Consider the following 17064-nt stretch of genomic DNA (forward strand, 5'->3'; position numbering starts at 1 on the left):
TAATATTATTTGTTCTTTAACTTATGACACGAATATAAACAGAAGGTCACTTTTTTAAAACATAAAACTACGGACCTAACAAAAAAACCTATTGCATTTGTTCTGCAATAGGTCTTAAACACTAAAGGATAAAAACACTATCCTTTAAAAAACGCTCCTAAATCCCCAAGTTCCGCTCCATTAAAATCAGATTGTTCCAGTGCCTGTATCAATTGAACAAAATGTGCAGGATTCATATCTTTTCCTAAAACACGTACCAAAGCGAATCCTTTGTCTTTATTATCCCCGAAAATAATAACCTCATCTATGGCATCGTCCGCTCCTTTAAACTGTATGCTTGCACCGCCAAAACCTGTATTCATTTTCATAAGTTCCTCATAGTCATCATTGGCCAAAATTGCTTTTACCTTGATTTTCTCGGCCTTGTAAGCAGCGGCATTGTCCAATGTTTTTTTAAATGCCAAAACATTTAATTTTTTAAGGGATTCGTAGGCTATTTTTTGTTCCTTATCCAGTTCTACCGCATCTAGGTTCAATATGCTGGCGGGAATATCAAAAGCTAAAAAATCTGGATTCTCGGTATTGTCAATATAGTATTCTTGGAGACTTTGTTGAGAAGAACAAGAGGAAAGTACTATCAATGCTATTAGCAATACGCATCTAACTAATTTTTTCATCGTCTTTTTTCATTATGGTTATTACAGAAAAGAACCCATAGTCCTAAGGTACACCTTAGGACTATAGGGAGTTCTTTAGATTCTTTTATTATTTGCCTGCATCCTTTAATTCTTTTGGCAGATTCATTTTATTGGTAAGGGTTCCTATTTTGTTCAAATCGATATTCCCCGTTAAACTTACCAAAACAGTTTCCAATTTTCTGCCGTGGTTTCCAATTTCAGTATTTTCGAGCCCCGAAACGAACATCAATAATTCGGTTACATGATCTTTCTTTTTACCCTCTCGAACATAAAATTTTACGTTCACATCTTTATCCTTCACCCGCATTAACTCTTCTAGTTTAGAAGACTTCAGATATTTTTTTACTGTTTTAGCCATGTCAAGGGATACCTTGGAATCCTCGGTCATAAAAACCTTTACACCGTTAAGACCACTGGCTACTTCTATAAACTCCTTTGCTTCGGGATCATCGCTCATATCACCAATATTGGAGACCAATTCTATAAGTCCTTTGTTGATGATTACAGAGCCTACATTATCCATGTCTTCATACTTGTCAAAGATGGATTGTGAGAAACCAAATACTGGTACTAATGCGATTAAGAATACTACTGCTAATTTTTTCATGATTGTTGTTTTTAAGTACTTCCTTTAATTTTAGGGAAGATTGATTTATAGATTGATGAATTTATACTCCTGTTTATAATGGCTGTTGGCTATTGGTCCCTAGCCTTTTGCCATGGGTTCTTGTATTTTGCAATTATTGCCCGTGACCAATTTTCTATTTTTACCCACTATTGTACATTGGATGCAGATTATTGGGTAATTCTGCAACTTTTCCCTTTTAGTTTCCTTTTTTAGAGGCCTTGCCTAGCTGATCACCGCCGGGAAGATCCATTTTATCGGTGAGCTTGGAAACGGATTTCAAATTTATATCTCCGGTTAACGAAAGTAGTACCGTTTCTATCTTCCTTCCGTTAAGGTCTATGTCCATATCCTTCATTCCGGTTACAAACATTAAAAGTTCCTTTACATGATCCGAGTCTTTACCTTCTTTTACATAAAATTTCACATTGGAGCCTCCGTCCCGTATCCGCATCAATTCTTCAAAAGAGGATGTTTTTAAGCGATTGGTAACCCAGCCATCAACATCTTTGGTAATTAGTGCATCTTCTGTAGTAATTACCTTGAAACTGGTAATCGAATTTACAAGGTCAAAGAACTCCTGCGCTTCGGGGTCGTCCGAATTCACACTCATTTTTGCTAACATTTGGAACATTTTTGGCTGCATGGCCACAAAGGTCACTTTATCGTCATCCTCGTATTTATCGAAAATATCCTGTGCCAGTGAAGCATAGGGAGCTATGGCCAATAGTAGTACAACAAGTATCTTTTTCATAGTATTATATTAAATGGTTATGTATTATTCTTTGATTAAAAATTTATTTGTGCTCTTTTCAAATTCTTCCAAGTGGTACAATTGTTCGGTACCTTTATTAAAGTTCATTGCCAACAAGGCGAAAGCTTCTTGTGCAGCCGCAATTTCTTGCGCGGTATATACTTCTTCTAAATCTTCGGGCGAGGTATGAACGGTACTGGTAAAGTAAAACCCCAACATAAAAACAACTACTGCAGCTACCGATGCCCATTTGTATATCGTTGTTCTTGTTTTTAACGCTACCGGCTTGGTGTAGCGTTCTTCCTTGGCATTGGAGAAATACCGAAACATCTGGGAATACTGTTCTAAATGTGACGCAACATCATCACTTAAAAAATATGTTCTTAAGATTTCTTCCTCGGCAACCGTGGTGGTCGCTTCAAAATATTTTTCCAACAGTTTTTCTATATTATCCAATTCCATACCTATGTTTTTCCGTTAACTTTTCTCTTATCGTTTTCCTTGCTCTGGAAAGGGCAACCCTTATTGCCGTTGGTCTCATATCCAGTAGCGCTTCAATTTCGTCGTATCCGTACTGCTCCACATCCCTTAATTGTACGACCATTTTTTGTTGCTCCGGCAATTCATCCATAATCCGCTGTACCCAATTTATACTGTCCTTTGCTTCTAACTGCGTTTGTAGCGAGCTACTTTCATCACTGTAGTTACTATGCACTAGCTTTAGGTTACCGGCTTGTTTGGACTTTAATCTATCCAAACAAAAATTTTTGGTCATTGTCATGGCAAACGCCTCTACACTTTTATAACCTTCCATCTTGTTTTTCTTGGCCCATAACTTCATTAAAATCTCTTGTGTAGCATCTTCCGCTTCCTCGTTAGATACTAAAAGTCGCTTCGCCAGTCGGTATAATTTATCCTTAAAAGGCATCACTACATTTAAAAATTCCGATTGTTTCATAGTTGTTCGTTGTTCGACGATGTACCTAAGGCGTTACAAAATGAAGACGAAGTTCAACGAAATTTGTTACAAATTATTTTTATTTCTTAAAGATGTACCTAAATTTAACATCTTAACGCTAAGGATTTACGTAGATAAAACAACTGCGTCTTTATTCTTTTAGTAATCCTTTCCTGTTTGGTGCGATTGTTGAAAAAGAAAACCATTAAAAAGAAAACACTATGAAAAAGTATGTATTCCTATTCCTATGCATTGGCCTTGCCTTTGGTTCTTGTAACAAAAATGATGACAGCCCTGTTATCGAAGAAACACGTGAAGAAGAGCAGGTACAGCCCACTAACGCAGTAGCGGATTTCCCTGCCCAAAACTTTATGTGGCAGGCGATGAACGCATTTTACTTTTGGCAAGATGATGTAGCCGATTTAGCGGATGACCGCTTTGATTCCGAAGAAAGTTATGCCAATTTTTTAGCTGGCGAAGAGGATCCCGAGGCGTTTTTCTATCAAATCTGTAATGACCATATTCGATTGGTAGGAGAAGAAAATGCGGTAGATCGCTTCTCAGGTGCGGTTGAAAATTACAAGGATCTGGTAAATAATCTGCAAGGGGTTTCTAGAAGTAACGGTGTTGAGTTTCAATTATATCTTTTTAGGGATAGTGATGATATTTACGGTGTAGTGACCTATATCGCGAACGACTCCGACGCTTCATCAAAAGATATAAGAAGGGGGGACATTTTTACCGGTGTTAATGGCCAAACCTTAAATCGTAACAATTATATAGACCTTCTGTTCGGTGAAGACGACAGCTATACTCTAGTAATGGCCAGCGTAGAAAATGGCACGATAACAGAAAATGGAAAAGAAGTTGCATTGACCAAAGTGGTGAATTTTGCAGAAAATCCCATTTTACTTAGCAAAGTTATTGAACAAGAAGGTATCAAAATAGGTTATCTTATGTACACCGGCTTTTTAGCCGCTTACGATGAGCAATTAAACACAGTGTTTGGAAACTTTAAATCGGAAGGGATAACCGAATTGATTTTAGATTTTAGGTACAATGGAGGTGGACGGGTAAGCTCAGCGGTGCAAATTGCAAGCGCTATTTATGGGACCAACACCAATGACCTTTTTATAAAGGCAAGGTATAATAGTAAAATACAGTCTGGTTTAACTGCGGCACAGGTAGAAACAAACTTCACGGACACCACGATAGACGGAACACCGTTAAATTCTTTAAACCTACAAAGGGTACATATCATAACAACGGAAGCTACGGCATCGGCAAGTGAACTTGTTATCAACGGTTTGGCTCCTTACGTCGATGTTGTTCAAATCGGAGAGACGACTAGTGGCAAAAATGAATTTTCAATTACGTTCGTAGACGATGTTGAAAACAGTTTTTTCTATGACGAAGATCGCGAGGCAAACATAAATCCAAACAACCAATGGGGTATTCAACCCTTGCTGGGAAGAAATGAAAATGCCGACGGTTTCTCAGATTTCACCTCAGGTCTCGTTCCAAGATTTGAACTATCTGAAGATATCGTAAATCTAGGAACGCTGGGAGACCCATCGGAACCACTTTTGGCACTGGCCCTAAGTAAGATTACCGGGGCGAGTGCCAAATTTGACCTAACCCCTACAATGGTTGCCCCTACGTTTGTGAGTTCCTACCAGTTCAAAGGAAACAACAACCTATCCCTTATGGATGGTTTAATAAAAATAGATCTTGACAAAAAGGAAGAAAATAGTGTTAGATAATTTTTTTCGGTATTTGTAGTTATAACAGATACGGCACATTGCAATTAACGCTACTTATGAAAAAAGTTCTATATTTCTTTAGTATTATACTTTTTATATCCTGTTCCAAGGATGAACCCTTCTCCATTCCCGGAACGGTGAGCCCAAATCCTGATGCTGATGTAGACGTACAGGATTTTATGTGGAAAGCCATGAACTATTGGTATTTCTGGCAAAATCAGGTTCCCGATCTGGCTGATGACCGGTTTGTAAATACGCCCGAGGGAATTGAAGCGTATACCAATTTTTTGTCTTCAGAGGAAAATCCGGCAGATTTTTTTGACAACAGGTTGCTTTTTGAAGAGGATCGCTTTAGTTTTTATAATGAAGATTATAGGGTCCTTACCCAATCCCTGTCCGGAATATCGAGAAGTAACGGTCTAGAATTTGGCCTGGTCCGTTTTCAAAGTGGCCAAAACCTATTTGGCTATGTTCGCTATATCGTTCCTGGATCTAATGCTGCCACGAAGGATATTCAAAGAGGGGAACTGTTTAGCGGTGTCGATGGTCAAACCTTAAACCTTGATAATTATATCCAATTGCTTTTTGGGGAAAACAACGATTATACGCTAAATATGGCAGAATTTGTGGATGGTGCCTTAGCTCCCAGCGATAAAGAAGTGTCTCTCACCAAGGAAGAAGCATTGTCCGAAAATCCGGTATTCATCTCAAAATCCTTTTTAATAAACGGAGAGAACATAGGCTATCTTATGTATAACCAATTCACTAACGAATATGATGATGACCTGTATACCGCAATTGAAAATCTAAAAACTGCGGGCATTACAAATCTTATAATAGACCTTAGGTACAACCCCGGCGGTTCGGTTAACACGACACGGCTATTGGCCAGTATGATATATGATACAAATACCGACAATCTTTTTCTAAGAAAACGATACAATGATAAACTACAGCCAGAGTTTAGCAAGGAACGATTAGAGGTCTATTTTGCCGACAAAGTAGGAAACAGGGAAATAAACTCGCTAAACTTGAGCAAAGTATATGTGTTAACTAGTGCCAGCTCAGCCTCTGCGAGTGAATTATTGATCAACTCCCTAGAACCTTATATGGATGTGATACAGATCGGTGATGTTACCAGGGGTAAGAATGAATTTTCTACGACCTTGGTAGATGATAGGGATAATTCTTATTTGTACACCCCTTCACGAATTAATCATATAAATCCAAATGTTCAATGGGCCATACAACCTTTACTAGGTCGTAATGAAAACGCCGAAGGTTTTTCAGATTTTACAAATGGTTTGATTCCCGATATACAACTTAAGGAAGATTTACAGAATCTAGGTATTCTAGGAGACCAAAACGAACCTTTATTGGCAAGAGCGATACAAGAAATAACGGGTAGCACGGGCAAACGCGATTTTACTGTCAAACGGCCTGCAAATATTATGAGTAGTTCAAAACTGTTCAGTCCCTTAAGTGACCGGATGATCGATGACACACATTATTAAACGCAAGAAATGAAGTACATAAAAAAGGAGCATGTAAATCACGCTCCTTTTTTATGTACCTCTAAATTAAGACTTTTAAAACTCAAATGACCCGTTAAAATATACGGCTCCCGGAATAACAGAAACTTCTAAAGATGAGCTAAGGCTATTTGAAGCAAGGTCGTATATTTCCAAAGAACCGTTACTTGCAAAATCCTTGGCGTCTACTCCGTATAACATTCCATTGTTAACAGTCATGTCGTAGAAGGCCACCCCAGAAATAATAGCTGCGGCCGGTAAGCTTGCATCCGTTACATCAATGCTAAAAATATTTCCATCCATTAGGTAATACAACGTATCCTTATCTACCGATAAAAATCCGGGATGTTCGGTTTGTGCAAATTCCAGTGTTTCAAGAACCGTGTTGGAGACCAAATCTATTTTATCCAGTTGTCCTGCCGTTTCATCTCCTGTCCATGAAGGATTACCACCGGAAAGCACCCATAGATAACCATCCGCTATCTGCATAGAATTAGGTCTATTGGCAACGGTAATAGGACTATCTACCGTATTGGTACTCGTATTTATAATAGTCACAATATTATTCTGTCCAAAACCACCTTGATGTGCCACATAGACATAGTCTGCATTGGCTAAGACCCATTCCGGTCCTTCAGGTACAGAAAAGGTACGCTCCACACTGTAGGTGCTTAAATCGATTACAGCTACAAAATCATCCAGAACATCGGCACCATCGCCCCAATTGCTAACATAGCCCTTTCCGTTGGAAAACGCCATATATCGTGGGTTTAAAAGTCCGGTTGCAATAGTGGCAACAGATTCAAAGGTATATCTGTTAACAACTTCTATCTTTTGTGAGTTATTGACGATAATATAAGCCAAATCTTCATGGAAGGCCATACTTTGGGCAACATCCCCTAAGGGCATATCGTTGTTTTCGGCAAAAATAGCATTGCTGGTATTCGCCAAATCTTCAGATATGAATGAAACGGAGGCATTGCCCGCAAAAAAATTACCCTCGTTTAGCACCAGAATTCCATTTTCATAAGCAAAGGAGTCATTATCCGTAATCGTCAACGTAACAGCACTACTGGGAAGGCCAAAATTATATGAACCGTCTACCATACCGCTCAATCCGGTAATATTAATGGTCATTTCTTTACTTGGCGCTACTTCATCGTTATCAATTAAAATAATGTTTTGAATTACTTCCTGCGATCCGGCAGCAAGTAATACCCGTCCCGATAAAGACTCGTAGTCCTCACCAGCAACCGCGGTACCTGTTACTTCGTAAGTAAATTCCACATCATTTGAAAATGGTTGACTGGCCCTAAAGGTTACTGGAACGGTTCCGTCGCCTTCACTAAAAGTTTGCTGGGTAGCGGAAATCTCTAAAGTAGTAAAACCTTCGGGCGTGTCATCATCGGTACATCCTGTTAATACGAAGCCGGCTAAAGCCGTCATCAAAAAAATACTTCTTATTCTCATCTTTAAAAATTTAAAATTAATTGGGTTTGAATGTTTCTATTTGGCATAGGTCGTAAGGCGATATTTTCGTAATACGTGTTAAAGAGATTGTTTATCGTCACACCGATCCGGTATTCCAATTTTTGCTTTGTAGGGATTGTATAGCTTAGACCGGCATTAGCCACTTGGTAGCCGTCCAACTCGCCGCCAATAATGGAAACCGAGCCATTGTAAAGGTGCTGATAGAACACACCGAGATTAGCAATGCTATAGGCTATTGATGCATTTGCCCTGTGAAAGGGAACATAGATTAGTTGTACACCACTTGCTTTGTCCTCAGATACAGTATACGCGTAGTTTCCGTTTAGACGGATAAGCTGATTCTCTCCAATGGATTTTTGAAAAGCTACCTCACTTTCCAAACCATATATCCGGACTTCATCTACATTATTGGGCGACCAAAACCCGTTCACATTAGGAAGCCAACGAATCATATTCTCCGTTTGAATGTAATAAGTGTTCAATTTAAAAGTCAGGCTATCCCATCGAAGCCTATGACCCAAGTCCACTTGATAGGATTGCTCGGGAACAAGATTTAGATTACCCCCCGGCGTCCAGTATAAATCGTTGAACGTTGGCATTCGAAAATTACGTGAGCCGTTCAACTGTACCCGATAGTTTTTTCCAATATCGAAACTCCCGTCCCATGCAAAAACCAAAGGAGCGTTAAAGTCGGACGACACATCCTGTCTTAAACTAAAATTGTATCGCGTTTTGTTATTAACAGTATGTTTAAGGACTGCCGTTACCGCTGCATCGTTACGCTGGGGTGCATCAAAATTACTTCCTAGTGCCCTAAAATTATTGTATTCTATATAGGAATTAAGTCGAAAAGATTTGGATAGCTCTAAATCCACAGCGTAGCGTGCCAAGAGCGTGGTTACTTTGCCTTCGGAAAACGTGTCGGAATCCTTGTTTTCAAAATACTTAAAATCTTCATGCAGATACGCCAACTTTAAGCGTCCTACACCACTTTTAAAAAAATTGACCCATTCTAGTTGCGTCCTATGCTGATTATCTTTAAACCGACTGCGACCCACCGCTACCAAATTACCGGATAGGTTACGGTCCCCGATAAAACTCTGATGGTATAATCGAAGGCTATTTTTATCGTTTAGTATGTAGCCCGCATTCGCGTTCAAGTTTACGTGTTCAAATTCGCCATTGATGTTCCTAGCATCGGTCTCCAAGTAGCGGTAATCGTTATCCGAACTGTTATAATTGACACCAACGGTACTGGACCATTTTTCGCTTCCAAAGCTTGTACTGTAATTGATGCTCCGGGTGTCAAAACTACCATACCCCGTAAATACCTGATGATTTATGTGTTTTTCGAATTTTAAATCGTTGTTTAAATGCACGGAACCGCCAATGGCCCCGCTGCCAAACTGCACGCTTCCACCACCACTACGAATGCCTACAGAACTGTAATTAAACGGATTAATGGTGTTAAAATCTGTTTGTCCAGTAAGTTGCGAGTTAATATTGATACCGTTCCAAATAACGGCTGTATGGGATGCATTGGTTCCACGAAATGCAGGGGATGAAACCATTCCCAATCCATTTTCCTTAAAGTAGATATTGGAGTTAAAATTGAGCAGTGCTGTCAAAAAAAGCCCGTTCCGCTTTATGACACTGTCTTTTAAAACGGTGACTTTGTGCCCATCGGCATAACGTTCCAGCCTGGAATCGGATACCACAACTTCCTCCAAGAGCTGCAAAGGCATATCTTGGGCATAAATCTGCCACATAGCGGACATTAGGAACAGTATGGTGTACCTTAGACTTTTCATGATTCGAACTTTTATCCCGAAAGTTTCCAATATTATGTTATGAATTCGGCAGGTCTCCTGGCTTACAATTTGTTCCTTAACCTTCCCATCCTATTATGCTGGACAGTGGTATGAAGAAAGGACAACCCATATTACAATACGGGATACCAATTTATACTTGGTATATGTTTACAGTTGCGGGAACAGCTCCGGAATTTTTGACAATGAAATTCGAAATAAAGGCACGACATTATTCTTAATCGAACCTCTACATCCAAACTTCATATTTCAAAGCACCGGATTCCCTTTTAATTGACGCAGTCGTGCTGAACTTCCTTCAGTACAAGAAACAACCGTGTCAAACCTAAATTCAAAGCGAAAGTAACTTAATTATTTACGTTATCATCTTTTTTCTTGGTCATTTTAACGGCAAGCCAGATAAAACCAACTACAAAATGTAAAAGGATAATTGCGCCAATGCTATAAATAAGTGTGTTAGAATCGCCTCGCATAATTTTTGTTTTGAACAAAACTATCACATCTAGGACCCATCAAAAATGACTTTTGTTACTTTGCAGTTAAATAAAGTATTTTCTTGCTAATATTATGGATCGTTTGAAACGTATTTCTCTTTTTATTTGCGCTATTTACCTACTTACATCGGTTTCTTGTAAGGAAGATAAAAAATCGCACTCAAGTGTTATAAAAGAACAGCAAACCACGGTTAGCCATGCATTGGGGTTTCGAATAGATAATACTGGTGCATACCCTGTAGTCACCGTTACCGAACCTTGGCCAAATGCAGAACAGAGCTTTACCTACGCTTTTATCCCAAAATCGGAACTGGTGGCAAACCCGGATGATTTTAAAGGTTATGACGCGATCATTGGTACCCCGATAGAAAATATTGTAGTGACCTCTACCACACATATTCCCGCTTTAGAAGCTTTAGGCGGATTGGAAAAATTAAAGGGATTTCCGGATACCCAGTACATTTCTTCCATGCCGGCGAGACAACTGATTTCCGAGGGAAAAATAAAGGAGTTGGGGAAAAACGAAACTTTGAATACCGAAATGGTGCTAGAAATGCAGCCCGATGTCATAATCGGCTTTGCGATGGACAATAACAATGCCGCCTACAAACTACTTCAAAAAGCCGGTATCCCCATCTTGTTTAACGGAGACTGGACAGAACAGACCCCGTTGGGCAAAGCGGAATGGATAAAGTTTTTCGGGGTACTTTTAAACAAGCAGGAACAAGCAGAGAAGATGTTCCAAGAAATCGAATCTGATTACAAAAGCATAAAAGAGCTCGCCAAAAAAGCCGCTAAACAACCCACTGTACTCAGTGGTGCGCTATACAAGGATATTTGGTACTTGCCTGCCGGGGAAAGTTGGGCCGCCCAATTTATAAGGGATGCAAATGCAGACTACCTCTGGTCCGACACAAAGGGAACTGGAAGCCTGTCCCTAAGTTTGGAGTCCGTCTTGGAAAAAGGACAGGCAGCAGATTTTTGGGTTTCTCCAGCCCAGTTTAAAGCGTACGAAGAAATGTCCGAGGCAAACATCCACTATGCTGAATTCGAAGCCTTTAAAAATGAAAAAATCCATACTTTTTCTGCCACAACAGGCCCTACCGGAGGTTTGCTATATTATGAACTTGGCCCACAAAGACCGGATATCGTCTTAAAAGATTTGGTCAATATTTTTCATCCAGAATTACTCCCGGAGCATGATCTCTTCTTTTTTCAACCTCTAAAATGAATTTAGGTAAAACTTCATACCGTCTTTGGTTTATCGCACTTGTTTTTGCGCTAGTGTTCGCTATGCTGTTGAATGTAAGTTCAGGAAGTGTATCCATCCCATTCGGAGCTACGCTAAAAGCCTTGTTCGGAGGGAATCTGGACACACCATCTTGGGGATATATTATACTGAATTATCGTTTACCCAAAGCCATAACGGCTATTTGGGTAGGTGGTGGCTTGGCCGTAAGCGGACTCTTAATGCAGACCTTGTTCCGGAATCCTTTAGCAGGACCCTTTGTTCTCGGAATAAGCTCGGGCGCAAGTCTGGGAGCCGCACTATTACTTATGGGTGGTTCGTTATTGTCCGGTTTTGTGGTATTTGATGTTATAAGTGATATTTCGTTGGCAATAGCTTCGAGCGTTGGTAGTTTTTTGGTGTTGGCCGTGGTGACGATGGTAGCCAACCGTGTGCGCGATACCATGGCGCTATTGATTATCGGACTGATGTTCGGGAGTATTACCGCGGCCATCGTTAGTGTTCTGGCCTATTTTTCCGATGCGGAACAATTACAACGCTTTATATTTTGGTCCTACGGATCTGTAGGTAGTTTGTCATGGTCCCAAGTGCTCTTGTTAAGCTTGATCGTCACCATAGGACTTCTTATCAGCGTCTTATCCCTTAAAAGCTTAAACTCCTTTTTATTGGGCGAGAATTATGCCAAGAGTTTGGGCGTAGGACTAAAAAAATCTAGATTATTGATAATAATCGCTACCGGATTGTTGGCCGGCGGTATCACCGCATTTGCCGGCCCTATAGCTTTTGTGGGACTTGCGGTGCCCCATTTGACCCGCCAACTTTTCAAGACTATGGACCACCGTGTTTTACTGCCGGCCGTATTTTTATACGGTGCCGTTCTAATGCTGCTTTGTGACACTATCGCCCAACTACCAAACTCCGCCAGTGTACTTCCCATAAACGCGATTACCTCTATTATTGGGGCACCAGTCGTTATTTGGCTCTTGGTACGAAAACGTAAAATGATTTTTTGATATGGAAGAAACCCAAGCTACGATCACTGTACACGAGTTGGCTATTGGATATAAATCCATGAAAATTGCCGGCGATATCAATTTCAGCTTACAAAAGGGGGAACTCTGCGCCATTGTAGGCATCAACGGGATCGGAAAATCTACACTTCTTCGTACGTTGGGGAACGTACAACCTAAACTATCCGGAAATATTTTAATTGACAGCTCAAATGTAGAAAAATATACCTCATTACAGCTAGCGGCACAACTTAGTGTGGTTCTTACGGAACCCCTCGCCTCAAAAAACTTGACTGCTCTAGAGTTGATTTCATTAGGTCGATTACCGTATACCAATTGGCTGGGTACTTTAGAGCATAAGGATAAGGTTCATATTCAAAACTGTGTGCAACAATTGGATTTGCAAGACCTACAGCATAAGCACTGTTTTGAACTTAGCGATGGTCAGCTGCAACGCGTATTGATCGCACGTGCCGTGGCGCAGGATACCCCTATAATTTTACTGGATGAGCCTACCACCCATTTAGACCTCTATCATAAAGTACAGATTTTTAAACTTTTGAAAGGATTGACGCGCAAGCATCAAAAAACAGTACTTTTCACAACCCATGAAATAGATTTGGCGATTCAACTTTGTGATAAAATATTAATACTAGATGGTACTGAAAATCCGGTTGGACAACCTTGCGAACTTATTGAAAAAGGTGCTTTTGACCAACTCTTCCCTAGCGATATGATTGCTTTTGATGCTATTACCGGTACATTTAAAGTGAAAAATTAGTCATCGGCCAAGATTCGCCTCCTTAAAAACAAGACCTTCAACTACTGGATAAAAGTTACTTCCCTTGAAAAATTCAAGGAAGATTTCTATACTTTTTATGTTACAAAAGACGGAAAATAATGAACCTCCGAGCTATGGATTTAAACCTAATATAATAACTTGAGTTGGCTCACCACCGGACTTACACCTTCTCATCAGCACATCGGCTAACTCGCTACCAGCGCAGCATCGCCTTTTTGAAAAAGAAACCAAACATACTTTTCCCATTTAAACCATTATCTTTATCAGGTTAAAAAAATATATGAACACTGAGCTTATATATATCATCATAGCACTACTTTCCGTTGGTTTGGGAGCATTGGTGGGCATGTATATCCAAAAGTTAAAGACTCGTTCTACAGAAACCATCTGGAAAGAGCGACAGCTACAATGGGAAATAGAGTTACAAGACCTTAAACACCGTCTAACAATTTCCAATGAGGAACACAAAAAGGCACAACTGGAAAAAGAACTACTAGGCCAGAAAGTGGTACGTTTGGAAGGCATCAATGACAATTTAAACCGACAGAATACCGAACAAAAACAGGAAACGACCAAGCTACAGGAAAAATTCACCAAGGAATTCGAAAATTTGGCCCATAAAATTTTGGAGCGGAACAGCTCCAAGTTTACGGAGCAAAACCAAAAAAACATTACCCAAATCCTAAGTCCCCTGCAGGAAAAAATACAGCGGTTCGAAAAGAAGGTCGATGACACCCAAAAAGAGAACATTAGTATACATTCCGCTTTAAGGGAACAACTGTTACACCTTCAACATCAGAATATTAAAATTACCCAAGAAGCTGAAAACCTGACCAAAGCATTAAAGGGAGATAGTAAAATGCAGGGCAATTGGGGCGAATTGGTACTAGAACGGGTACTTGAAAAATCCGGACTGGAAAAAGACCGGGAGTATACCGTGCAGCAATCATTTCAACGGGAGGACGGGTCCAGAGTGTTACCGGATGTTATCATCAACCTACCGGACGGAAAAAAAATGATCGTAGATTCAAAAGTTTCGCTAACGGATTATGAGCGTTTTGTAAATGCGGAAGAGGAATTCAAACCAAAACATTTAAAGGACCATATCAATTCCTTACGGCGACACGTGGAACAACTTTCCGCTAAGAAATATGAAGATTTGTATGACATGGAGAGTCCGGATTTTGTATTGCTTTTCGTTCCCATTGAACCTGCCTTTGCAGTAGCGATCAATCACGATAATAGCTTGTACAACAAAGCGTTTGAGCAAAACATCGTTATTGTGACCCCTGCTACCCTACTGGCTACCCTTCGTACGATAGACAGTATGTGGAACAACGAAAAACAACAGCGAAACGCCATTGAAATTGCACGACAAGCCGGTGCCCTTTACGATAAGTTTGAGGGCTTTGTAACCGATTTAAGCAAAGTGGGCAAGAAAATGGACGAGGCAAAATCTGAGTACCGTGGTGCCATGAACAAATTAACCGAGGGTCGCGGAAATATTGTAACCAGTATCGAAAAATTAAAAACCATGGGAGCCAAGGCCAAAAAATCGATACCGGAGAAATTACTAAAAAAAGCCGAGGAAGATTCGTTATAAACCGATAAGTTAACTTTATAAAATGAAAAAAATATTATTGTTATTCATAGCCGTTGTACTTGCGCTAATGGCACTTTACTATGCATTTATCTACTTTGTACCCTATAGTGAAGGTGTACGGTCCGGAGAACTTATCAAGGTGAGCCATAAAGGAGTGCTCGTAAAAACATGGGAAGGAGAGATTAGCCAAGGAATCTCCGGGGCTCAAATTTTTCCGTTTTCTGTACTGGACAAGGATGCACAGGTTATCGAAAAATTAAAGGAATACCAAGGGCAGTATGTGAAAGTGAGCTATACAGAACGCTATGCTACCTTCTTTTGGCTTGGAGATACCAAGTACTTTGTTACAGATGTTAAACAGGAGCAATCCCCTCATTTCAGAAACTAATGGCAAAATATAAAAGTGCAAAAGAATCGATAGTTTCCATTACGGAACTCATGCAGCCCTCCCACTCCAACTTTGGTGGAAAAGTACACGGTGGGTATATTTTGAATTTAATGGACCAGATAGCCTTTGCATGCTCCAGCAAGCATTCACAAAGCTACTGCGTTACGGCTTCGGTGAACAGGGTAGATTTTCTTAATCCCGTAGAGGTTGGCGATTTACTTACCTTAAAAGCATCTATCAACTATACCGGAAGAACCTCTATGGTCGTGGGAGTGCGTGTAGAGGCAGAAAACATAATTACAGGAAAAAAAAGACATTGTAACTCTTCTTACTTTACAATGGTGGCAAAAGATGAAAAAGGAAAAAACCTAAAGGTACCCGGACTTATCATTAAGGATAAAGAGGCCATGCGAAGGTTTGCCAGAAGCAAGGAGCGCAAATTATCCGCTTTTAAACGCGATTCAAAATACGACGCAAAAAACTTTAAGATCAAAGAGTATTCGGATTTCCTCAAGGATGAAAACGTGAAACTCGAATTTAAATAGGTACGATCCTAATAGTAAATTTGACAATCATCGTTCCCTTGACCAAGTGGCTCCTGGTCATTACCTCTTACCAATACTGAATTGTTCTTGATTGTGCCAAAAGTAGCTGACGTTCAATAGCTTAACACTAAAGGCCTGTTCGCTGGTTGAATGCTTTCTTGATAATGATGAACATATAGTATTTGAAATCGTTTATCGTGCCGTAACCGTACATGATATAATTTTAGTAGGGTTTTTAACGTTTATAGTGTTGTAATAAAAACACTATTTACCTAACGATGAAATATTTTATTCTTGTATTTGTGCTTTTGATCGGTATATCCTTTAGCTGTTCTACCGACACTATTACTACTGAAGAAAATATCGATACGGTCTCCGAGGAAGACCCTATCGATGATATAGAAACTCCGCCCAGCGAGGAGACACAGGTCTCAAACGATACGAACGTTACTAGCTTAACCACCTATATCTTTGGGCACAGTTTAATTGTACATGATCCACCAAGCATAGCAACACCTAGCAATGAAACTACGGTGCCGCATTGGATGGCAAGCTTTGCAAATGCCAGCAATACCAATTTTAAGGTTGCGGGCCAATACGGGTTCCTTACCCAACATGACAACTTACCGCCAATATCGCAATGGGGGTTTGATAGTGCAAAACCTGCATGGGACTCCGACAATGAAAGTTTTGCCGCTGCAGGATTTAACACGATTCTTTTGACTGCTGGCAACTTTATTCAATATCAAGCAGCAACAGAAAATTATTACAACGAGCCTATTTCACCTGTTGGATCTACCTTACGGATTTTTGATTGGGTAAACGAGCAGGCGCCAGAGGCTACTTTTTATGTTTATGAAAACTGGCCGGATATGGCACCTTTTATAGAGAATGAAGCTTTTCCTCCTACCGGCGAAGAGTTGAACAATTATCATGAACACACACTAGATGCCTTTCACAATTGGTGGCTAGATTATCATGATTCATTATTGAGCGAACGGCCCAACAGTAGCATTAAAATGATTCCCGTTGGTCCTATTATCAGTAAACTATTAACGGAAACGCCCTTACAGGAAATCCCCATTTTGGAACTCTACGAAGATAACGCACCTCATGGCCGCCCCACGGTATACTTTGTAGCAGGTTTAATATCTTACATGGCCATGTACAACACCAAGGTCACCGAGGAGTACAACGTGCCTAACACCGTCCACGCTGCCGTAAGAGACAATTTTTCTTTAGTCGTGGATTACATCTGGGACGAATTGAATAGTTTTAACTTTGAAAATGGAGAAAGCAGGGTTCTTTTACATGTAGAATAAA

General features: G+C 40.1%; 17 protein-coding genes and 1 riboswitch. Of the genes, 9 read left to right on the plus strand and 8 right to left on the minus strand.

Going from position 1 to position 17064, the window contains the following annotated elements; all coding sequences use genetic code 11:
* Positions 1 to 137: 137 nt before the first annotated feature.
* The 5 genes from ACFQZJ_RS09750 to ACFQZJ_RS09770 form a co-directional block, all read right to left on the minus strand.
* The gene (locus ACFQZJ_RS09750) at positions 138 to 677 is read right to left on the minus strand and encodes a DUF4252 domain-containing protein (RefSeq protein WP_379934191.1); all 540 of its coding nucleotides are present in this window, start codon (positions 675 to 677) and stop codon (positions 138 to 140) included.
* Between the two features lie 88 nt (positions 678 to 765).
* Positions 766 to 1305, minus strand: a complete 540-nt coding sequence (locus ACFQZJ_RS09755; protein ID WP_379934192.1) for a DUF4252 domain-containing protein — start codon at positions 1303 to 1305, stop codon at positions 766 to 768.
* Between the two features lie 217 nt (positions 1306 to 1522).
* Positions 1523 to 2077, minus strand: a complete 555-nt coding sequence (locus ACFQZJ_RS09760) for a DUF4252 domain-containing protein (protein WP_379934193.1) — start codon at positions 2075 to 2077, stop codon at positions 1523 to 1525.
* A 24-nt stretch (positions 2078 to 2101) separates the two neighbouring features.
* Positions 2102 to 2539, minus strand: a complete 438-nt coding sequence (locus ACFQZJ_RS09765) for a hypothetical protein (protein ID WP_379934194.1) — start codon at positions 2537 to 2539, stop codon at positions 2102 to 2104.
* Positions 2526 to 3035: an RNA polymerase sigma factor gene (locus ACFQZJ_RS09770; RefSeq protein WP_379934195.1), complete on the minus strand. Its 510-nt coding sequence runs from the start codon at positions 3033 to 3035 to the stop codon at positions 2526 to 2528. Before ACFQZJ_RS09770 ends, ACFQZJ_RS09765 begins: the two co-directional genes overlap by 14 nt.
* A gap of 221 nt (positions 3036 to 3256) precedes the next feature.
* Here ACFQZJ_RS09770 and ACFQZJ_RS09775 point away from each other — a divergent pair, with 221 nt between their 5' ends.
* Both ACFQZJ_RS09775 and ACFQZJ_RS09780 read left to right on the plus strand, forming a co-directional pair.
* Positions 3257 to 4798: a S41 family peptidase gene (locus tag ACFQZJ_RS09775; protein WP_379934196.1), complete on the plus strand. Its 1542-nt coding sequence runs from the start codon at positions 3257 to 3259 to the stop codon at positions 4796 to 4798.
* 56 nt (positions 4799 to 4854) lie between these two features.
* Complete coding sequence (locus tag ACFQZJ_RS09780; protein WP_379934198.1) at positions 4855 to 6312, plus strand: S41 family peptidase; 1458 nt, start codon at positions 4855 to 4857, stop codon at positions 6310 to 6312.
* Positions 6313 to 6387: 75 nt separating this feature from the next.
* On the opposite strand, the gene ACFQZJ_RS09785 is transcribed toward ACFQZJ_RS09780, so the two are convergent.
* From ACFQZJ_RS09785 to ACFQZJ_RS09795, 3 genes are all read right to left on the minus strand, one after another.
* Positions 6388 to 7800: a YncE family protein gene (locus ACFQZJ_RS09785; RefSeq protein ID WP_379934199.1), complete on the minus strand. Its 1413-nt coding sequence runs from the start codon at positions 7798 to 7800 to the stop codon at positions 6388 to 6390.
* Between the two features lie 2 nt (positions 7801 to 7802).
* Complete coding sequence (locus ACFQZJ_RS09790) at positions 7803 to 9632, minus strand: TonB-dependent receptor plug domain-containing protein (RefSeq protein ID WP_379934201.1); 1830 nt, start codon at positions 9630 to 9632, stop codon at positions 7803 to 7805.
* A 30-nt stretch (positions 9633 to 9662) separates the two neighbouring features.
* A riboswitch (cobalamin riboswitch) is annotated at positions 9663 to 9957 on the minus strand.
* A 40-nt stretch (positions 9958 to 9997) separates the two neighbouring features.
* Entirely contained in the window at positions 9998 to 10123 is a 126-nt protein-coding gene (locus tag ACFQZJ_RS09795; RefSeq protein WP_379934203.1) for a hypothetical protein, read from the minus strand.
* 94 nt (positions 10124 to 10217) lie between these two features.
* Between ACFQZJ_RS09795 and ACFQZJ_RS09800 the strand changes: the two genes are divergently transcribed.
* The 7 genes from ACFQZJ_RS09800 (at position 10218) to ACFQZJ_RS09830 (ending at position 17063) form a co-directional block, all read left to right on the plus strand.
* Entirely contained in the window at positions 10218 to 11375 is a 1158-nt protein-coding gene (locus ACFQZJ_RS09800) for an ABC transporter substrate-binding protein (RefSeq protein WP_379934205.1), read from the plus strand.
* The gene (locus tag ACFQZJ_RS09805; protein WP_379934207.1) at positions 11372 to 12406 is read left to right on the plus strand and encodes a FecCD family ABC transporter permease; all 1035 of its coding nucleotides are present in this window, start codon (positions 11372 to 11374) and stop codon (positions 12404 to 12406) included. Before ACFQZJ_RS09800 ends, ACFQZJ_RS09805 begins: the two co-directional genes overlap by 4 nt.
* A 1-nt stretch (position 12407) precedes the next feature.
* On the plus strand, positions 12408 to 13184 hold the full coding sequence (locus ACFQZJ_RS09810) for an ABC transporter ATP-binding protein (RefSeq protein WP_379934208.1): 777 nt from the start codon (positions 12408 to 12410) through the stop codon (positions 13182 to 13184).
* A gap of 301 nt (positions 13185 to 13485) precedes the next feature.
* Positions 13486 to 14808 (plus strand): DNA recombination protein RmuC, encoded by a 1323-nt coding sequence (rmuC, locus tag ACFQZJ_RS09815; RefSeq protein WP_379934210.1) that lies wholly within the window; start codon positions 13486 to 13488, stop codon positions 14806 to 14808.
* A gap of 22 nt (positions 14809 to 14830) precedes the next feature.
* Positions 14831 to 15196: a 6-phosphogluconate dehydrogenase gene (locus ACFQZJ_RS09820; protein WP_379934211.1), complete on the plus strand. Its 366-nt coding sequence runs from the start codon at positions 14831 to 14833 to the stop codon at positions 15194 to 15196.
* Positions 15196 to 15741: an acyl-CoA thioesterase gene (locus ACFQZJ_RS09825; RefSeq protein WP_379934213.1), complete on the plus strand. Its 546-nt coding sequence runs from the start codon at positions 15196 to 15198 to the stop codon at positions 15739 to 15741. Before ACFQZJ_RS09820 ends, ACFQZJ_RS09825 begins: the two co-directional genes overlap by 1 nt.
* A gap of 278 nt (positions 15742 to 16019) precedes the next feature.
* The gene (locus ACFQZJ_RS09830) at positions 16020 to 17063 is read left to right on the plus strand and encodes a hypothetical protein (RefSeq protein ID WP_379934215.1); all 1044 of its coding nucleotides are present in this window, start codon (positions 16020 to 16022) and stop codon (positions 17061 to 17063) included.
* Position 17064: the final 1 nt, after the last annotated feature.

Source organism: Maribacter chungangensis, from assembly GCF_042676845.1.
Classification (GTDB): Bacteria; Bacteroidota; Bacteroidia; order Flavobacteriales; family Flavobacteriaceae; genus Maribacter; species Maribacter chungangensis.

Coding starts and splice junctions, on each gene's coding strand:
- ACFQZJ_RS09750 (WP_379934191.1), bottom strand. CDS start 677: ATGAAAAAATTAGTTAGATGCGTATTGCTAATAGCATTGATAGTACTT.
- ACFQZJ_RS09755 (WP_379934192.1), bottom strand. CDS start 1,305: ATGAAAAAATTAGCAGTAGTATTCTTAATCGCATTAGTACCAGTATTT.
- ACFQZJ_RS09760 (WP_379934193.1), bottom strand. CDS start 2,077: ATGAAAAAGATACTTGTTGTACTACTATTGGCCATAGCTCCCTATGCT.
- ACFQZJ_RS09765 (WP_379934194.1), bottom strand. CDS start 2,539: ATGGAATTGGATAATATAGAAAAACTGTTGGAAAAATATTTTGAAGCG.
- ACFQZJ_RS09770 (WP_379934195.1), bottom strand. CDS start 3,035: ATGAAACAATCGGAATTTTTAAATGTAGTGATGCCTTTTAAGGATAAA.
- ACFQZJ_RS09775 (WP_379934196.1), top strand. CDS start 3,257: ATGAAAAAGTATGTATTCCTATTCCTATGCATTGGCCTTGCCTTTGGT.
- ACFQZJ_RS09780 (WP_379934198.1), top strand. CDS start 4,855: ATGAAAAAAGTTCTATATTTCTTTAGTATTATACTTTTTATATCCTGT.
- ACFQZJ_RS09785 (WP_379934199.1), bottom strand. CDS start 7,800: ATGAGAATAAGAAGTATTTTTTTGATGACGGCTTTAGCCGGCTTCGTA.
- ACFQZJ_RS09790 (WP_379934201.1), bottom strand. CDS start 9,632: ATGAAAAGTCTAAGGTACACCATACTGTTCCTAATGTCCGCTATGTGG.
- ACFQZJ_RS09795 (WP_379934203.1), bottom strand. CDS start 10,123: ATGCGAGGCGATTCTAACACACTTATTTATAGCATTGGCGCAATTATC.
- ACFQZJ_RS09800 (WP_379934205.1), top strand. CDS start 10,218: ATGGATCGTTTGAAACGTATTTCTCTTTTTATTTGCGCTATTTACCTA.
- ACFQZJ_RS09805 (WP_379934207.1), top strand. CDS start 11,372: ATGAATTTAGGTAAAACTTCATACCGTCTTTGGTTTATCGCACTTGTT.
- ACFQZJ_RS09810 (WP_379934208.1), top strand. CDS start 12,408: ATGGAAGAAACCCAAGCTACGATCACTGTACACGAGTTGGCTATTGGA.
- rmuC (WP_379934210.1), top strand. CDS start 13,486: ATGAACACTGAGCTTATATATATCATCATAGCACTACTTTCCGTTGGT.
- ACFQZJ_RS09820 (WP_379934211.1), top strand. CDS start 14,831: ATGAAAAAAATATTATTGTTATTCATAGCCGTTGTACTTGCGCTAATG.
- ACFQZJ_RS09825 (WP_379934213.1), top strand. CDS start 15,196: ATGGCAAAATATAAAAGTGCAAAAGAATCGATAGTTTCCATTACGGAA.
- ACFQZJ_RS09830 (WP_379934215.1), top strand. CDS start 16,020: ATGAAATATTTTATTCTTGTATTTGTGCTTTTGATCGGTATATCCTTT.